Origin of the sequence: Streptomyces sp. SS1-1 (assembly GCF_008973465.1) — a bacterium.
Lineage (GTDB): Bacteria > Actinomycetota > Actinomycetes > Streptomycetales > Streptomycetaceae > Streptomyces.
In genome coordinates this window covers 5225141-5242864 of the sequence record NZ_WBXN01000004.1, presented here as the reverse complement: position 1 = coordinate 5242864, position 17724 = coordinate 5225141, and the positions used below count along the sequence as shown (strand labels likewise).

Genomic DNA, 17724 nt, shown 5'->3' with positions numbered 1-17724 from the left:
CGCCTACAGGTTGACGAAGACCACGAGCACCAGCATGCCCACGCCGAGCACGATGCCCGCGACGCCGCAGATGATCCCGGCGAGCGCCTGCCCCGGGTTCGTGGCCTCGCCGCGCCGCGCCTTGCCGCGCCCGATCGCGCCGAAGATCAGCGCCAGCACACCGAGGATGATCGCGATCGGCCACAGGCAGAAGATCACCGCGGAGATGATGCCGAGCACCAGTCCGGCCGTCCCCATGCCGTTGCTGGGCAGGGGGTGGTGCATCCCCGGCCAGCCGTAGGAGTAGCCGCCGGACGCGTGGGCACCGCCCGGATACCCGTGGGTGCCGGGATGACCGGTCGTACCCGGATAGCCGTACGGCACCTGGCCGGGTCCCTCGGGGCCGATGGGCGGCGGCGGGACGGGCTCGCCGTACGAGGCGGCGTAGGGGCCCGGGTCCGCCGGGGGCGCGAAGGGGTCGGCGGCGGGGCCGGGTGCCGCGGGGTGCGCCCAGGGCGTCGTGCCCGGCTGCCCGGGGGTGCCCGGGGTGGGCAGGGCGGCCATCGTCCGCTGGTCGTGGACGGTGGGACCGGCCCAGGCCGGCGGCTCGTTCGCGGCGACGGTGTGCCCGGGCCCGTCCGGCGCGGGCGGCGCCCACGGGTCCCGCTCGTCCGGGGCGGGCGCGGCGGGGCTCGGCGTCTTCTCCAGCGAGGTCCTCGGAGCCCCGGCTCCGTCCTCGGGCGCCCCGGGGACTTCCGGCGCCCCCGGCGGCTGCGTGTCGTCGGACATGCGCGGACCCCCCTCAGTCGTACGTGCCGTCATGCTAAGGCCCTGGCCTTCCGGCCGTGGCCCCGGCCTACGATGATCCCGAGTCACCGATCAGCCGATCACCCGCGTCGCGCCGCCGGCACCCCGGCCGCGCGGACGCCGTTCCGGGGAGGAACCTTGACCGACCATCTCGTCGACGCCCACGCTCCGCGCGATCTGCACGCGTTCATCGCCGGGCTGCCGAAGGCCGAACTGCACGTCCACCACGTCGGCTCCGCCTCCCCCCGCATCGTCGCGGAACTCGCCGCCCGGCACCCCGACAGCCGGGTGCCCACCGACCCCGAGGCGCTGGTCGACTACTTCACGTTCACCGACTTCGCCCACTTCATCGACGTGTACCTGTCCGTCGTGGACCTCATCCGCACCCCCGAGGACGTGCGGCTGCTGACCTACGAGGTGGCCCGTGACCTGGCCCGGCAGCAGGTGCGCTACGCCGAGCTGACGATCACGCCGTTCTCCTCCACCCGGCGCGGCATCGACGCGCGGGCCTTCATGGAGGCCATCGAGGACGCCCGCAAGGAGGCCGAGGCCGAGTTCGGGACCGTGCTGCGCTGGTGCTTCGACATCCCCGGCGAGGCCGGACTGGAGTCGGCGGAGGAGACCGCGCGGCTCGCGACCGACGACCGGCTGCGCCCCGAGGGCCTCGTCTCCTTCGGGCTCGGCGGCCCGGAGATCGGGGTGCCGAGGCCGCAGTTCAAGCCGTACTTCGACCGGGCCATCGCGGCCGGACTGCACTCCGTGCCGCACGCCGGGGAGACGACCGGCCCGCAGACGATCTGGGACGCGCTCACCGAGCTGCGCGCCGAGCGCATCGGGCACGGCACGAGCGCCGCGCAGGACCCGAAGCTGCTCGCGCACCTCGCCGAGCACCGGATCCCGCTGGAGGTGTGCCCGACGTCCAACATCGCCACGCGCGCGGTGCGCACGATCGAGGAGCACCCGCTGGCGCGGTTCGTGGAAGCGGGGGTGCTCGTCACCGTCAACTCCGACGACCCGCCGATGTTCGGCACCGACCTCGACAACGAGTACGCCGTCGCCGCCCGCCTCCTCGGGCTCGACGAGCGGGGCCTGGCCGACCTGGCGAAGAACGCGGTGACCGCGTCGTTCCTGGACGAGGCGGGCAAGGCCCGGATCGCCGCGGAGATCGACACCTACACGGCCGGGTGGCTCGCGCCCTGAGCGGCCACAATGGCCCCATGGACCATGTGACCGCCGTCGCCCACCGCGGCGACCCCTACCGCGTCCGCGAGAACACGCTCGGCTCGCTGCGCTCCGCGCTCGCCCTGGGCGCGGACGCGGTGGAGATCGACGTACGGCTCACCCGGGACGGGGTGCCGGTGCTGCTGCACGACGCGACGCTGGACCGGCTCTGGGGGCAGGACCGGCCGCTGCACTCCCTGTCGGCGGCGGAGGTTCGGGGGCTGACCGAGGGCGGGGTGCCGACCCTGGAGGAGGCGCTCGCGGAGTGCGAGGGGAGCCGGGTGATGATCGACCTGCCCGGCGCCCCCGAGCCGCGGGCGGTCCGGCGGATCGTGGAGGTCGTGCACGCGTGCGGCGCGCGGGACCGGGTGTACTACTGCGCGGGCACCCCCGCCATGCTCGCGGTGCGGGCCGCCGACCCGGCCGCCGAGATCGCGCTGACCTGGACCACGAAGGCGCCGCCGCGCGCCGGTCTGCTGGACGCGGTCCGGCCGCGCTGGCTCAACTACCGCTTCACCCTGGTGGATCGGGCGCTCGCCGAGCGGGTCCACCGGGGCGGGTATCTGCTGTCCGTCTGGACCCCGGACACCCGGCGCTCGATGCGCCGGCTGCTGGACGCGGGCGTGGACTCGGTGACGACGAACCGCGTGGACGTCCTGCTGTCCGAGCGGGAGCGCGCCGGCCGGCACCCGTAGGGGCCATCCCCCATCAACGCCCTTGTGGAACAGGGCACTTGCCGAGGGCCCGCTCAGGGGCCAGGCCCTCCTCGGTGACGATCCGGCTCCGGCCGGTCCGGCACGACGATGATCACGCACCGTCCGCCGGACGCCCGGACCACGTCGTCACCAGGAGCAGCAGATGCCCGTACGCCCCTTCCCCGCGCTCGTCACCTCCACGCTCGTCCTCGCCCTGACCGCGCTGCCGCTGGCCGGCACCGCGTCCGCCCGGCCCGCGTCCTCGTCGTGCTCCGCGCGGGCCATCGAGGCCGCGGACCCGGACGGCCCCGATGTCGCGGCCCTGTGCGCGGCGCTGAAGGGTCTGCCCGACCGGGACGCCACGGCCGCGCTCATCCGCGTGGGCGGACAGGGCGGTTGGCACGGGTCGGCGGGCGTGCGGGACATCAGGTCGGGGGCGCCCGCCCTGGAGGACGCCCGGTTCCGGGCCGGCTCCACGACGAAGATCGTCACGGCGGCGATCGTGCTGCAACTGGCGGCGGAGGGCCGTATCTCGCTCGACGGCACCGTGCAGCACTATCTGCCCGGTCTGCTCATGGACGACTTCGCGCCCATCACGGTACGGCAGTTGCTGAACTTCACCAGCGGTCTCCAGCCGGGCGCCTCCCTCGGCGACGACGTCGACACCGCCTACGCGCGCCGCTTCGAGACGCTCACCCCGCGGGAGGTGGTGGCCGCGTCGGTGGCCAAGGGCCCCGATCCGGAGCACGCGCCGGGTGCGTTCCAGCGCTACGGCAACATCCACTACACCGTGCTGGGCCTGCTGATCGAGAAGGTCACCGGGGACACGTACGCGCATCAGGCCGCCGTGCGGATCTTCCGTCCGCTCGGCATGCGGCACACCTCCTTCCCGGCCGGACCCGACCCCCGGATCCACGGCCCGCACAACCGGGGCTACGACTGGATCGACGGACGGCTCGTCGACGTGACCGAGTGGAACATGAGCGACCGGTTCGCGGCCGGCGACCTGATCTCCACGACGGCCGACATGGAGCGGCTGCTGGTCGCCCTGTTCCGCGGCCGGGTGGTGCCCGAGCCGCAGTTGCGGGAGATGTTCACCGTGCCGGACGTCGGGGGCGCGACCATGGGCGCCGCCCTGGAGCGCTTCGAGCTGAACGGCCGGGTGGTGTGGGGCAAGACGGGTTCCCGGCCCGGCTATCACACCGTGGTCGCGGCCACCCGCGACCTGTCGCGGACCGTCGTCTACTCGGTCGCCTCCACCGACGCGAAGGGCGACGGCCTGGCCATCGCCCAGCGCTTCGCCTTCCCCGCGTTCAACCGCTGACGGCGGCGGCGGGGGCCCCGGCGACGGGCGCCCCCGTCAGCGCCTCAAGCCGCTTGATCCTGCGGCGCACGACGTACAGCGGGATCACCCCGACGACACCGAACGCCATGTCGATCACCGACCACCACAGCGGGATGCCGCGGATCGGGCCGCAGATCAGGGCGAGCGGGATGATGCCGGCGCAGGCGATCATGCCGAACTCCACGACCCAGATGTTGCGGACCGGGTCGCGGTAGGGGCCGTAGAAGGCGACCGCGATGACGAGGTGGGCGAAGGCCAGCCAGTCCGTGCCGTAGAGGAGGAAGGGGTGTTCGGCGTCGGCGGTGTCGAGTCCTTGCCGGACGCGTGCGATCCACTCCGTGAGGCCGGGCAGGGTGTCCTGGACGGACAGGGCGCGCAGCAGGTCCTCCGTCCAGCGCAGTTCGTGGACGAGGGGGAAGGCCGTGGCGCCGCTGAGCACCAGGCAGACGACGAAGACGGCCAACCACGCGCGGATGCCCTTGAGCAGGGCGGCTCTGTCGCTCATGGCCGTAGCCTACGCCCGAGTTGAACATGTTCAAAAGTGGGTTCCGGTCCGGCGGGGTTCGGCGCGTCCAGGGCGAGCATCCGTAGACAGACCGGACCTACGATGAGCACGGGGCGAACGGAGGAACGATGGCCCTCGACGTGAGCGGGCGCGCCTTGGTGAAGCAGCGGTGGGCGGCCCGCGCCGCACTGGTCGCCGCCGGGCTCGCCCTGCTCGTGCCTCTGGTGCACGGCGGCTTCGTCGGCGTCCTGCTCCTCGTCGCCGCGGCGGTCGGCCTGGCCGTCAGCGCGGTCGCGCTGTGGTGGACGCTGACCCTGCGTGGCCCGCTGCGCTGGGTCGCGGCCCTGGTGGCGCTGATCGTTCCGGCCGCGCTCGTCGCCCTGTTCGCGGTCACCCTCCTGTGGTCGCTGCTCGTGTCGGTGGCGCTGTGGGCGGTGGCCGTCTGGAGCGGGCGGTACGCGCTGGGCAGCGCCACGCCCTCGCGGGTGCGGCCGATGCGCGAGCGCAGGGCGCTGCCCGTACGGCGGCCCTTCCTGATCATGAACCCGCTGTCGGGCGACGGGAAGGTGGGCCGCTTCGGGCTGAAGGAGAAGGCCGAGCGGCTCGGCGCCGAGGTCGTCCTCCTCGATCCCGAGCGGCACCAGGACGTCACCGCGCTCGCCCGCGAGGCCGTCGCGAACGGGGCCGACCTGCTGGGGGTGGCGGGCGGCGACGGCACACAGGCGCTGGTCGCGGCGGTCGCCGCCGAGCACGGCCTGCCGTTCCTGGTGATCAGCGCCGGCACCCGCAACCACTTCGCCATGGACCTCGGCCTGGACCGGGACGACCCCTCGACCTGCCTCGACGCGCTCACCGACGGTGTGGAGCTGCGCGTCGACCTCGGCTTCGCGGGCGACCGGCCCTTCGTCAACAACGCGTCCTTCGGGGCGTACGCCGCCATCGTGCAGAACCCCGGCTACCGGGAGGCCAAGATCGGCACGAGTCTGGAGCTGCTGCCCGACCTGCTCCTCGGCGAGGAGGGTCCGCGGCTCACCGCCCGCGCCGGGGACACCACGCTCGAGGCCCCGCAGGCCGTGCTGATCAGCAACAACGTCTACCGCACCGACGACCCGTTCGGAGTCGGCTACCGCGACCGCCTCGACGGCGGGGTGCTCGGCGTCCTCGGCATCCGGGTGGACAGCGCCGCCCAGGCCGCCGCCCTGTTGCTGACGCCGGGGCCGCACGGCCTCACCTTCGTCACCGCGCGGGAGGTGGTGGTGGACGCCGACCGCCCCGAGATCGAGGCCGGTGTCGACGGTGAGGCGCTGATGCTGCCCGCCCCGGTGCGCTGCCGGATCGCGCCGGGCGCGCTGCGGGTGCGCGTGCCGCGCGGACGCCCCGGCGTCCCCCGCCGCAAGGCCCGCCTCGACTGGCGCCGGCTGGGCCGGCTGGCGGCGACGGTGGGCCGCACCGCCGTCCATCACCGGCACTCCCACCGGCCGCCCGCCGGGTGACAGCGCCGAGAGCGACCTCGCCGGGCCACCTCGCCGGGTGACTCTGCCGGAACGATTCCTTCCGGCGTAGCGGTGCCCCTCCGGGGCCGCGTCCGGCACCCAGCAACCGGTGAACATTGCCGGAAACCGGCAATGCGCGGAAGGGACCGCGTCCGGCAGCATGGTCCGCGGGGAGCACCACGGACGGTCGCGGTGCCGGACACCGGCAGGTGTCCCGGCGCCGGACCGCTGCCGTGCCGTGCCCTCCGGACGACACGCGCCGCCGTTGGCGGCGCCGAGGGGAGAGGGGGCCCGGAGATGCGCACGGTTCTGACAGCCGCCACCGGCCTGCCCACCCTCGTCCTCAGCGCGGCCCTCGTCGTGGCCGTCTGCTTCTGGCTCCTGGCCGCCGCCGGTCTGGCCGGCGTCCGCAGCTTCGACGCGGACGTGGATCTGCGCCGATGGGGCCTGGACGGCGTGCCCGTGACGGTCGCGCTGTCCCTGCTGACGGTCCTCGCCTGGTCCCTGAGCGTCGGGGCGGCCGTGCCGCTCGCCGCGTTCACACCCCCCGGGAGCGCCGCCGGCCCGCTGCTGCGGCTGGTCCTCCCGGTCGCCGCCCTCGTCGTGGCCTGGTCCGCGACCCGCCTTCTCGTCCGGCGGCTGCACCGTCTCTTCCCCGACGAACCCGGCCCGGCCGCGCGGCGCGCGGTCCGCACGGCCGCGCTCCGCACGGGGGACCGCGCCGCCTGAGCCGCGCCGCCGCCCGGGTCCGTTCCCGGCGCCCGCACCCGCGCTCGCCCCCGCCCGTCTCTCCCCGCACACCTACGCCCGAAGGACGTATGTCATGGTTCCCATGATCGTCGGCACCGGCGCGCTCGTCGTCGCCTGCCTGCTGGTGGTACTGATCGTCGCCCGGCTGTTCCGCAAGGTGGAGCAGGGCAAGGCCCTGATCGTCTCCAAGATGCGCAAGGTCGACGTGACCTTCACCGGGCAGGTCGTGCTGCCCGTGCTGCACAAGGCCGAGGTCATGGACATCTCGGTGAAGACCATCGAGATCACCCGGGCCGGCAAGGAAGGGCTGATCTGCCGCGACAACATCCGCGCGGACATCCGGATCACGTTCTTCGTCAAGGTCAACAAGACGATCGAGGACGTCATCAAGGTCGCCCAGGCCGTCGGCACGGCCCGTGCCAGCGACCGCGACACGCTCCAGGAGCTCTTCCACGCCAAGTTCTCCGAGGCGCTGAAGACCGTCGGCAAGCAGCTGGACTTCACCGACCTCTACACCAAGCGCGAGGAGCTGCGGTACCGGATCATCGAGGTCATCGGCGTCGATCTGAACGGCTACCACCTGGAGGACGCGGCGATCGACTACCTGGAGCAGACGCCGCTCACCCAGCTCGACCCCGCCAACGTCCTCGACGCCCAGGGCATCCGCAAGATCACCGAGCTGACGGCCGTCGAGCACGTGCGCACCAACGAGGCGCAGCGCACCGAGCAGAAGGAGATCACCCGGCAGGACGTCGACGCCCGCGAGGCCATCCTGGAGCTGGAGCGCCGGCAGGCCGACGCCGAGATCAAGCAGCGCCGGGAGATCGAGACCGTGCGGGCGCGCGAGGAGGCCGAGACGGCACGGGTGGTGGAGGAGGAGCGGCTGCGGGCCCAGACGGCGTTCCTCAAGACCGAGGAGCAGCTCGGCGTGCAGCGGGAGAACCAGGCCCGCGAGGTCGCCGTCGCCGCCAAGAACCGTGAGCGGGTCATCGCCGTCGAGAGCGAGCGCATCGAGAAGGACCGCCTGCTGGAGGTCATCGCCCGCGAGCGGGAGACCCAGCTGACCCGGATCGCCGCCGACAAGGAGGTCGAGGCGGAGAAGCGGCAGATCGCCGAGGTGATCCGCGAGCGGGTCGCCGTGGACCGGACGGTCGCCGAGCAGGAGGAGGCCATCAAGCGGCTGCGGGCCGTCGAGGAGGCGGAGCGCGACCGGCAGTCCGTGATCATCGCCGCCGAGGCCGAGGCGCAGGAGCGGCTGGTCAAGGACATCAAGGCCGCCGAGGCCGCCGAGCAGGCCGCCGTGCACCGCGCGGCCGAGGAACTGACGCTGGCCGAGGCCCGGCTGAAGAGCGCCGACCTGGACGCGCGGGCCAAGCTGCGGCTCGCCGAGGCGGTCCAGGCCGAGGCCGCGGCCGAGGGGCTGGCCTCGGTGCAGGTCCGCGACAAGGAGGCCGAGGTCATCGAGAAGGCGGGCCGCGCGGAGGCCGAGGCCACCGAGGCCCGGATGCGGGCGGAGGCCGAGGGTGCGCGGGCCAAGGCGCTGGCCGAGGCGCAGGGCGTCGGCGAGAAGCTGAAGGCCGAGGCCGCCGGGCTCACGGAGAAGGCGGCGGCGATGGCCGCGCTGGACGACGCGTCCCGGGGCCACGAGGAGTACCGCCTGCGCCTGGAGGCGGAGAAGGACATCCGGCTGGCCGGCCTGGAGGTGCAGCGGCAGGTCGCCGAGGCCCAGGCCACGGTGCTCGCCACCGGCCTGGAGAACGCCGACATCGACATCGTCGGCGGGGAGTCGGTCTTCTTCGACCGGCTGGTGTCCTCCATCGCGCTCGGCAAGGGCCTGGACGGGTTCGTCCAGCACTCCGAGACGGCGCAGGCGCTCGGCCGGCCCTGGCTGGACGGCACCCGGGACTTCGGGGACGACGTCACGCACGTCCTCGGCTCCGTCTCCACGGCGGACGTGCAGAACCTGACCGTGTCCGCGCTGCTGATGAAGCTCATGAAGTCGGACACCGCGAACACCGGGCAGCTCCAGCAACTGCTGGACAAGGCGGGCGAACTGGGTCTCGCGGAGACCCCCCTCGCCTCCCTGAACGGCAGCGCCAGGGGCTGACCGGCACCCGGTCCGGAGCCGCCGCACAGGGGACGGCGGCTCCGGACCGCGACCTCGCCGTCCGCCGAGACCTCCACGACGTACGAGAGGGACCCCATGACCACCGGGACGACGAGCCTGGACACCGGCACCTACGAGGTGCTGCGGGACCGGCTCACCGCGCAGGCCGCCGAGCTCGCCCGGCGCGCCGAGGCGCTCAACGCCCGCCGGGCCGAGGAGTTCGGCGCGGTCCGCCTCGAACTCGCCGGCACCGGGCGGCTGCACACCGAGCACGCGTGCGTGCCCCGCGACCTCGTGGCCGTCGGTGACGTCCTGCTCTTCGGCCACGGCCTCCCGGCGGGCGCCGGTACCGAGCCGGCCGTCGGCGACGTCTTCGCGCTGCACGACCGCGACCTGAACCAGCTGCCCGAGGACGCCGTGCCGGGGCTCCTCGACGACCCCGCGTTCGTCCGGGAGTTCGGGGCGCTGCACCGCTACTACCGGCAGGCCCGGCTGCTGCGGCTGCGGCACGTGGAGGGCCGGCTGCTGGCCGTCTTCCAGACCGGGGAGAAGGCGGACGACATCCGGGTGCTGCGCTGGGCGGTGTCCGGCACCGGCGAGGTGTCCTTCCTCGACGCGCGCGGCGACCGCGACCATGTGCTGCCCCCGGCCCACGACTTCACCTGGACGCCGGCCACCCGCGAGGACCACCGGCTCGGCCGGCACCCGCACGTGTCCGTCGAGGACGAGCTGTTCGTGGCGACCGTCGGCGGCTCCCTCACCGTCAAGACCGAGGACGACACGGAGACCGGCGACGGCGTGTACGCCGAGCCCGTCGACGAGCCGCTGCAGTCCCTCGCGGACGCCGACATCGCGTACGCCCGCGTCGGCGCCCTGATCCTTCTGCGCGTGCGCCCCTACAACGAGGACGCCCACCGGTACCTCGTGTTCAACACCCTGACCAGGTCCGTCGTCCGCCTCGACGGGATCGGGCAGGCGTGCCGCCGGCTCCCCGAGGACCAGGGCATCGTGTTCCCGGGCGGGTACTGCCTGGCGAGCGGCGCGTACAAGATCTTCGAGGGGGTCGCCGGCGCGGAGGACGGGGCGGCCCTGGAGTTCGAGCGGACGGTCCGCTCCCCCAACGGGGAGGACGTCCTGTTCACGTTCCACGCGCGGGAGACGGGCCGCGCCCTGCTGCTGCCGTACAACGTGATCCGCAAGGAGGTGTCGACGCCGCTGTCGTGCGGCGGCTGGGCCCTGTTCGGCGACGGCGGGCTGGTCCTGCTGCGCGCCGAGGGCGCCGAGCCGGGGCGCGTCCACCCCGTCCAGCTGTGGGACTCCCCGTACGTCTCCGACGTGCACGCCGCCGCCCAGCCGGTCGGCGCCGGCCCGCTGGCCCGAGTGGGCAACGCCGATCTGGTGCGCGGCATCTCCGACTGCCTGTCGATCGCCGGGGCCGTCGCCGAGACCACCCCGACCGTCGAGGTGTACGAGGCGCTGACGGCGGCCTGCGTCCGGGCTACCGACGCCTACCACTGGCTGGGCGAGGACGAACTCGGTTCCCTGGGCGAGCCGTTGGGGCAGGTGCGGGCGACCGCCGAGCAGGTGCTCATCGAGTTCCGCACGGTGCGGGCGCTGACCCGGCAGGCCGCCGAGGCGCTCACCGAGGCCGCCGAGCGCGTCGCGGCGGTCGTACGGCGGCTGCGCGGCGAGGCGCCGCGGGGCGCCGACGCCTGGGTGTCCGGGCTCGCCGAACTGCGCCGGGCGCAGGGGCACCTGCTCACCCTGAAGGACCTGCGGTACGCCGACACGGACCGGATCGACGAACTCGCCGGAGACGTGGCGTCCGACCTCGCCGCGTTCGGCCGCCGCGCGGTCGCCGACCTGGCCCGCGAGGACGCGTTCGCCGCCCACCACGAGCGCGTGGAGGCGCTCCTCGCGGACGCCTCGGGCATCGCGACCGTCGCCGAGGCCGGGCCTGTCGCCGCCCGGATCGACGAGCTCGCCGAGGGCCTGGACACGGTGACGGAGGTCGTCGCCGGTCTCGACATCGCCGACGCCACGGTCCGTACGGCCGTCCTGGGGCGGATCGCCGAGGTCGCCGGCGGCGTCAACCGCGCCCGCGCGGTCCTGGACGGGCGCCGCCGCGACCTCCTCGACCAGGAGGGCCGCGCCGAGTTCGCCGCCGAGTTCGCGCTGCTCGGGCAGACGGTGACCGGCGCGCTGGCGGCGGCCGGGACGCCCGAGGCGTGCGAGGAGCACCTGGCCCGGCTGCTGGTGCAGGTGGAGAACCTGGAGTCGCGGTTCGCCGAGTTCGACGACTTCCTCGGCGCGCTCGCCGACCGGCGCGAGGAGATCCACGAGGCGTTCACGGCCCGCAAGCAGGCCCTCGCCGACGAGCGGGCCCGCCGCGCCGAGCGGCTGGCCGCCTCGGCGGAACGGGTGCTGCGGACCGTCGCCCGGCGGGCCGCCGCGCTGCCCGACGCGGACGCCGTCGCCGCCTTCTTCGCCTCCGACCCGATGCCCGGCAAGGTCCGGCGCATCGCCGGTGAGCTGCGCGAGCTGGGCGACCGGGTCCGCGCGGAGGAGCTGGACGGGCGGCTGAAGGCCGCGCGCCAGGAGGCCGGCCGCGCGCTGCGGGACCGGACCGACCTGTACGCCGACGGCGGCCGCACCCTGCGGCTGGGCGCCCACCGCTTCGCCGTCCACACCCAGCCGCTCGACCTCACCCTGGTCCCGGACGGCGACGGTCTCGCCTTCGCCGTCACCGGCACCGACCACCGCACCCCGGTGACCGACCCCGAGCTGCTGGCGGGCCGGGCGTACTGGGACCGGCCGCTGCCGTCGGAGTCGCCGGACGTCTACCGCGCCGAGCACCTGGCCGCGCGCCTGCTGAACACGCACGGCGCCGAGGCCCTGGCCGGGGCGGACCTGCCTGGCCTCGTGGGCCGGGCGGCGCGGGAGGCGTACGACGAGGGGTACGAGCCCGGCGTCCACGACCACGACACGGTGCTGATCCTCACCGCGCTGCTCGGCCTGTACGAGAGCGCGGGCCCGCTGCGCCACGAGCCGTCCGCCCGGGCCCGGGCCCAGCTGTTCTGGGCGCACGGCACGACGGACGGGGCCCGCGCGGACTGGGCGCGGCGCGCGGTGTCGCTGGCCCGCGCCCGCGACACGTTCGGCCTGGCCCCGGCCATCGCGGACCTCCGCGGGGAGCTGGCGGAGGCGATCGGCGGCGACGGCGCGCAGGCCGCCGCGGACTACCTGTTCGACGAACTGACCGCCGGGCCCGACGGGTTCGTCCTGAGCGCCGGCGCCCGCACCCTGCTGGAGAAGTTCCGCCGCACGGTCGGCACGTCCGCCTACGACGACGACCTCGCCGCGCTGACCGGCCCGGCCGCCCGCCGCCAGCTGGTCGAGGCGTGGCTGTCCGCGTACACCGCCTCCACCGGCACGGAGGTCTCCGCCGGGGACCTGGCGGAGGCCGTGGCCGCCGAGCTGTGCCCGGACCTCCCCCGCTACGAGGGGGACGCGCCGCTGACCGCGACGGTGGAGGGCCTGCTCGGCGCCCACCCCCGGATCAGCGGGGGCCGGCTCACGCTCCGGGTGGACGAGTTCCTCGCCCGCACCCGGGAGTTCGCCGCGCACGAGGTCCCGGCCCACCGCGCCCAGCTGCGCCGCCGTACCGCCGTGACGGCGGCGGAGCGGGCCCGGCTGCGGCTGGACGAGCACCGGCCGCGCGTGATGCCGGCGTTCGTGCGCAACCGGCTCATCGACGAGGTGTACCTGCCGCTCGTCGGCGACAGCCTCGCCCGGCAGCTCGGCACCACGGGCGACGCCAAGCGGACCGACACCGGCGGTCTGCTGCTGCTCCTGTCCCCGCCCGGCTACGGCAAGACGACCCTCGTCGAGTACGTCGCGGACCGGCTGGGACTGATGCTGGTCAAGGTCGGCGGGCCCGCGCTGGGCCGGGACGTGACCTCGCTGGACCCCGCCGACGCCCCGAACGCGACCGCCCGCCAGGAGGTCGAGAAGATCAACTTCGCCCTGGCGGCGGGCAACAACACGCTGCTGTACCTGGACGACATCCAGCACACCTCGCCGGAGCTGCTGCAGAAGTTCATCCCGCTGTGCGACGCCACCCGCCGGATCGACGGCGTCCACGAGGGCGAGCCGCGTACCTACGACCTGCGCGGCAAGCGGTTCGCGGTCTGCATGGCCGGCAACCCGTACACCGAGTCCGGCGGGCGTTTCCAGGTCCCCGACATGCTCGCCAACCGCGCCGACGTGTGGAACCTCGGCGACGTCCTCACCGGCAAGGAGCAGGTCTTCGCGCTGAGCTTCCTGGAGAACGTGCTCACCGCCAACACCGTCCTGGCCCCGCTCGCCGGCCGGGACCGGGCCGACCTGGACCTGCTCGTCCGGCTGGCCGAGGGCGACCCGACGGCCCGTCCGGACCGGCTGGCCCACCCGTACGCGCCCGCCGAGCTGGAGCGGATCCTCGCCGTGCTGCGGCATCTGCTGACGGTGCGGTCGACCGTGCTCGCGGTGAACGAGGCGTACATCGCGTCCGCCGCGCGGTCCGACGCCACCCGCACGGAACCGCCGTTCCGCCTCCAGGGCTCGTACCGGAACATGAACAAGATCGCCCAGCGTGTCCAGCCGGTCATGAACGACGCGGAGCTGACCGCGCTGATCGACGACCACTACCGCGCGGAGGCGCAGACCCTGACCTCCGACGCCGAGGCGAACCTGCTGAAGCTGGCGGAGCTGCGCGGCACGCTCACCGCCGCGCAGGCCGCCCGCTGGGCGGAGGTGAAGGCGGCGTACGTCCGCACCCAGGCCCTGGGCGGCCCCGAGGACGACCAGCTCACCCGCGCGGTGGCGGCACTCGGCCTCCTCGCCGACCGCATCGCCGCCGTCGAGTCGGCCATCACCCGCACCGCCGACCCCCGCCACCTGCTGACCCGCCCTGCGGCCACGGCGCGGGAGGAACACCCCGGATCGTAGAGCCACACCGAACGCCGCGAACACCCACGCCCTCAGGGGCGCGGGGAACTGCGCGACCAGCCACGACGGCGCGGCAGCGGACCACGCACCGAACCGTGCATGCGCGAACGCACACCCGCCCCGCAGGGACACGGCGCGGCCCCGGACCGGCGTGTGCCGGGCCCGGGGCCGCGTCGTGCGCTGGGCGAAGGCAGGCCGTCAGACGTCCAGGGACGTCATGACGTGCTTGATGCGCGTGTAGTCGTCGAAGCCGTACGCCGAGAGGTCCTTGCCGTAGCCGGACTTCTTGAAGCCGCCGTGCGGCATCTCCGCGACCAGCGGGATGTGGGTGTTGATCCAGACGCAACCGAAGTCGAGGGCCTTGGACATGCGCATCGCGCGCCCGTGGTCCTTGGTCCACACGGAGGAGGCGAGCGCGTAGTCGACGCCGTTCGCCCACTCGATCGCCTGCGCCTCGTCCGTGAAGGACTGGACGGTGATGACCGGCCCGAAGACCTCGTTCTGGATGATCTCGTCGTCCTGCTTCAGCCCGGAGACGACGGTCGGCGCGTAGAAGTACCCCTTGTCGCCGACCTGGTGCCCGCCCGCCTCGACCTTGGCGTGCGCGGGCAGCCGGTCGATGAACCCGGCGACCTGCTTCAGCTGGTTCGGGTTGTTGAGCGGGCCGAACAGCACGTCCTCATCGTCCGGCTGACCGGTCTTGGTCTCGGCGGCGGCCTTGGCCAGCGCCCGCACGAACTCGTCGTGGATGGACTCCTGGACGAGCACACGGGTGGCGGCCGTGCAGTCCTGGCCGGCGTTGAAGAAGCCCGCGACGGAGATGTCCTCGACGGCCTTGGCGATGTCGGTGTCCTGGAAGACCACGACCGGGGCCTTGCCGCCCAGCTCCAGGTGGACCCGCTTGAGGTCCTTGGCGGCGGACTCGGCGACCTGCATGCCCGCGCGGACGGACCCGGTGATCGAGGCCATCGCCGGGACGGGGTGCTCGACCATCATGCGGCCGGTGTCACGGTCGCCGGTGATGACGTTGAAGACGCCCTTGGGCAGGATCCCGCCGATGATCTCGGCGATCAGGACGGTCGACGCGGGCGTCGTGTCCGACGGCTTCAGGACGACCGTGTTGCCCGCGGCGAGGGCCGGGGCGAACTTCCACACGGCCATCATCATCGGGTAGTTCCACGGCGCGACCTGCGCGCAGACGCCGATCGGCTCACGCCGCACGATCGAGGTCAGGCCCTCCATGTACTCGCCCGCCGAGCGGCCCTCCAGCATCCGCGCCGCGCCGGCGAAGAAGCGGATCTGGTCGACCATCGGCGGGATCTCCTCGGACCGCGTGAGGCCGATCGGCTTGCCGGTGTTCTCCACCTCGGCGGCGATCAGTTCCTCGGCGCGCTCCTCGAAGGCGTCCGCGATCTTCAGCAGGGCCTTCTGCCGCTCGGCGGGGGTGGCGTCGCGCCAGGCCGGGAACGCCTGGGCCGCCGCCTCCATGGCGGCGTCGACGTCCGCCTGTCCGGACAGCGGCGCGGTCGCGTACGCCTCGCCCGTCGCGGGGTTGACCACCTCGGTGGTCCGTCCGTCGGCGGCGTCCCGGAACTCCCCGGCGATGTAATTGCGTAGTGTGCGCAGCCCACGCAGCTCGGTGCTCACTGCCGGCCTCCTGTCAGGGGTCTTCACTGGTTTTCCGACTGTCCATTCTCTGAGACACCCACCCTAATCGGCAGGCCGACGTTTTCAACACCCCCATTGGGCCCGCTTCTGCGAAATCCGCAGGTATCACGCATGTGAACAACGAATTTCATCGCCCCGACCTTGCGGAACTGTCGATACGTCGTGCAGAGTGGCGCCGTGGCCAGTCGAAGCGCAGAGCACAGGGACTCCCGCGAGTCCAGGAACGGCGGCGGTCCCCAGCTGGACGCCGTCTCCCTCGCCATCATCGAGCAGCTCCAGGAGGACGGCCGCCGGCCGTACGCCGCGATCGGCAAGGCCGTCGGCCTGTCCGAGGCGGCCGTGCGCCAGCGCGTCCAGAAGCTGCTCGACCAGGGCGTCATGCAGATCGTCGCCGTCACGGACCCGCTGACCGTGGGGTTCCGCAGGCAGGCGATGGTCGGCGTGAACGTCGAGGGCGACGTGGAGTCCGTGGCCGACGCGCTGACCGCCATGGCCGAGTGCGAGTACGTGGTGATGACCGCCGGCTCCTTCGACCTGATGGTGGAGATCGTCTGCGAGGACGACGACCACCTCCTCGAGGTCATCAACCGGCGCATCCGGGCCGTCCCGGGCGTGCGTTCGACGGAGAGCTTCGTCTACCTCAAGCTCAAGAAGCAGACCTACATGTGGGGAACCCGATAACCGTGAGGACCCGATAACCGTGAGCACCAAGGACCTCAGCCGCACCGCGTACGACCACCTGTGGATGCACTTCACCCGCATGTCCTCGTACGAGAACTCGCCGGTCCCGACGATCGTCCGGGGCGAGGGCACCTACATCTACGACGACAAGGGCAAGCGGTACCTGGACGGTCTCGCGGGTCTGTTCGTCGTCCAGGCCGGCCACGGCCGCGTCGAGCTGGCGGAGACCGCCCTCAAGCAGGCCCAGGAGCTGGCGTTCTTCCCGATCTGGTCGTACGCGCACCCGAAGGCCGTCGAGCTGGCCGAGCGCCTGGCCGACCACGCCCCGGGCGACCTGAACAAGGTCTTCTTCACCACCGGCGGCGGTGAGGCGGTCGAGACCGCCTGGAAGCTCGCCAAGCAGTACTTCAAGCTGGTCGGCAAGCCCACCAAGCACAAGGTCATCTCGCGCGCGGTCGCCTACCACGGCACCCCGCAGGGCGCCCTGTCCATCACCGGCCTGCCCGCCCTGAAGGCCCCCTTCGAGCCGCTGGTCCCCGGCGCGCACAAGGTGCCGAACACCAACATCTACCGCGCCCCGATCCACGGCGACGACCCCGAGGCCTTCGGCCGCTGGGCCGCCGACCAGATCGAGCAGCAGATCCTCTTCGAGGGCCCGGACACCGTCGCCGCGGTCTTCCTGGAGCCCGTGCAGAACGCCGGCGGCTGCTTCCCGCCCCCGCCCGGCTACTTCCAGCGGGTCCGCGAGATCTGCGACCAGTACGACGTGCTGCTCGTCTCGGACGAGGTCATCTGCGCCTTCGGCCGCCTCGGCACGATGTTCGCCTGCGACAAGTTCGACTACGTGCCGGACATGATCACCTGCGCCAAGGGCATGACCTCGGGCTACTCCCCGATCGGCGCCTGCGTGATCTCCGACCGGATCGCCGAGCCGTTCTACAAGGGCGACAACACCTTCCTGCACGGCTACACCTTCGGCGGCCACCCGGTGTCCGCGGCCGTGGGCCTCGCCAACCTCGACCTGTTCGAGCGCGAGAACCTCAACCAGCACGTCCTCGACAACGAGGGCGCCTTCCGCTCCACCCTGGAGAAGCTGCACGACCTGCCGATCGTCGGCGACGTCCGCGGCAACGGCTTCTTCTACGGCATCGAACTCGTCAAGGACAAGGCGACGAAGGAGTCCTTCAACGACGAGGAGACCGAGCGCGTCCTGTACGGCTTCCTGTCCAAGAAGCTCTTCGAGAACGGCCTGTACTGCCGCGCCGACGACAGGGGCGACCCGGTCGTCCAGCTGGCCCCGCCACTGATCTCGAACCAGCAGACGTTCGACGAGATCGAGCAGATCCTGCGCGCCACCCTCACGGAGGCGTGGACCAAGCTCTGATCCACCGCGGCCCGTCGCGGCGGGGGTGCACCCGTAGGAGTGAGAAGGGTGCACCCCCGCCGCGTGCTGTCCGGCGTTCGACGCCCCGGTCCTTAGCGTG

General features: G+C 73.2%; 12 protein-coding genes. 9 read left to right on the top strand and 3 right to left on the bottom strand.

From position 1 onward, the window contains the following. Nucleotides 1–3: 3 nt before the first annotated feature. Nucleotides 4–768 (bottom strand): DUF4190 domain-containing protein, encoded by a 765-nt coding sequence (locus F8R89_RS36865; RefSeq protein WP_225994482.1) that lies wholly within the window; start codon nt 766–768, stop codon nt 4–6. 156 nt (nt 769–924) lie between these two features. Here F8R89_RS36865 and F8R89_RS25590 point away from each other — a divergent pair, with 156 nt between their 5' ends. From F8R89_RS25590 to F8R89_RS25580, 3 genes are all read left to right on the top strand, one after another. After that, a complete protein-coding gene (locus F8R89_RS25590; protein ID WP_151786136.1) occupies nt 925–1986 on the top strand; it encodes an adenosine deaminase in 1062 nt (353 codons plus the stop codon). Nucleotides 1987–2003: 17 nt separating this feature from the next. Further along, on the top strand, nt 2004–2702 hold the full coding sequence (locus F8R89_RS25585; protein WP_151786135.1) for a glycerophosphodiester phosphodiesterase: 699 nt from the start codon (nt 2004–2006) through the stop codon (nt 2700–2702). Nucleotides 2703–2865: 163 nt separating this feature from the next. Further along, nucleotides 2866–4026, top strand: a complete 1161-nt coding sequence (locus tag F8R89_RS25580; protein WP_151786134.1) for a serine hydrolase domain-containing protein — start codon at nt 2866–2868, stop codon at nt 4024–4026. Here the strand turns inward: F8R89_RS25580 and F8R89_RS25575 are convergent. Continuing rightward, nucleotides 4016–4552: a hypothetical protein gene (locus F8R89_RS25575; protein ID WP_151786133.1), complete on the bottom strand. Its 537-nt coding sequence runs from the start codon at nt 4550–4552 to the stop codon at nt 4016–4018. The genes F8R89_RS25580 and F8R89_RS25575 overlap by 11 nt on opposite strands. A 128-nt stretch (nt 4553–4680) precedes the next feature. On the opposite strand from F8R89_RS25575, the gene F8R89_RS25570 reads away from it, so the two are divergent. The 4 genes from F8R89_RS25570 to F8R89_RS25555 all read left to right on the top strand — a co-directional run bounded on the left by F8R89_RS25570 (nt 4681) and on the right by F8R89_RS25555 (nt 13891). Next, complete coding sequence (locus F8R89_RS25570; RefSeq protein WP_151786132.1) at nt 4681–6045, top strand: diacylglycerol/lipid kinase family protein; 1365 nt, start codon at nt 4681–4683, stop codon at nt 6043–6045. Nucleotides 6046–6342: 297 nt separating this feature from the next. Continuing rightward, the gene (locus F8R89_RS25565) at nt 6343–6774 is read left to right on the top strand and encodes a hypothetical protein (RefSeq protein WP_151786131.1); all 432 of its coding nucleotides are present in this window, start codon (nt 6343–6345) and stop codon (nt 6772–6774) included. Between the two features lie 94 nt (nt 6775–6868). Beyond that, nucleotides 6869–8902 (top strand): flotillin family protein, encoded by a 2034-nt coding sequence (locus F8R89_RS25560; protein ID WP_192806225.1) that lies wholly within the window; start codon nt 6869–6871, stop codon nt 8900–8902. Nucleotides 8903–8998: 96 nt separating this feature from the next. Next, the gene (locus F8R89_RS25555; protein ID WP_151786130.1) at nt 8999–13891 is read left to right on the top strand and encodes a DNA repair ATPase; all 4893 of its coding nucleotides are present in this window, start codon (nt 8999–9001) and stop codon (nt 13889–13891) included. Between the two features lie 198 nt (nt 13892–14089). Here F8R89_RS25555 and F8R89_RS25550 read toward each other — a convergent pair whose 3' ends face one another. Then, a complete protein-coding gene (locus F8R89_RS25550; protein ID WP_151786129.1) occupies nt 14090–15538 on the bottom strand; it encodes a gamma-aminobutyraldehyde dehydrogenase in 1449 nt (482 codons plus the stop codon). 183 nt (nt 15539–15721) lie between these two features. On the opposite strand from F8R89_RS25550, the gene F8R89_RS25545 reads away from it, so the two are divergent. Together F8R89_RS25545 and F8R89_RS25540 are read left to right on the top strand one after the other, a co-directional pair. Then, on the top strand, nt 15722–16240 hold the full coding sequence (locus F8R89_RS25545) for an Lrp/AsnC family transcriptional regulator (protein ID WP_151786128.1): 519 nt from the start codon (nt 15722–15724) through the stop codon (nt 16238–16240). Between the two features lie 19 nt (nt 16241–16259). Next, nucleotides 16260–17624 carry an aspartate aminotransferase family protein gene (locus tag F8R89_RS25540; protein WP_151786127.1) on the top strand — a complete coding sequence of 455 codons (1365 nt, stop codon included), beginning with the start codon at nt 16260–16262 and terminating at the stop codon, nt 17622–17624. Nucleotides 17625–17724: the final 100 nt, after the last annotated feature.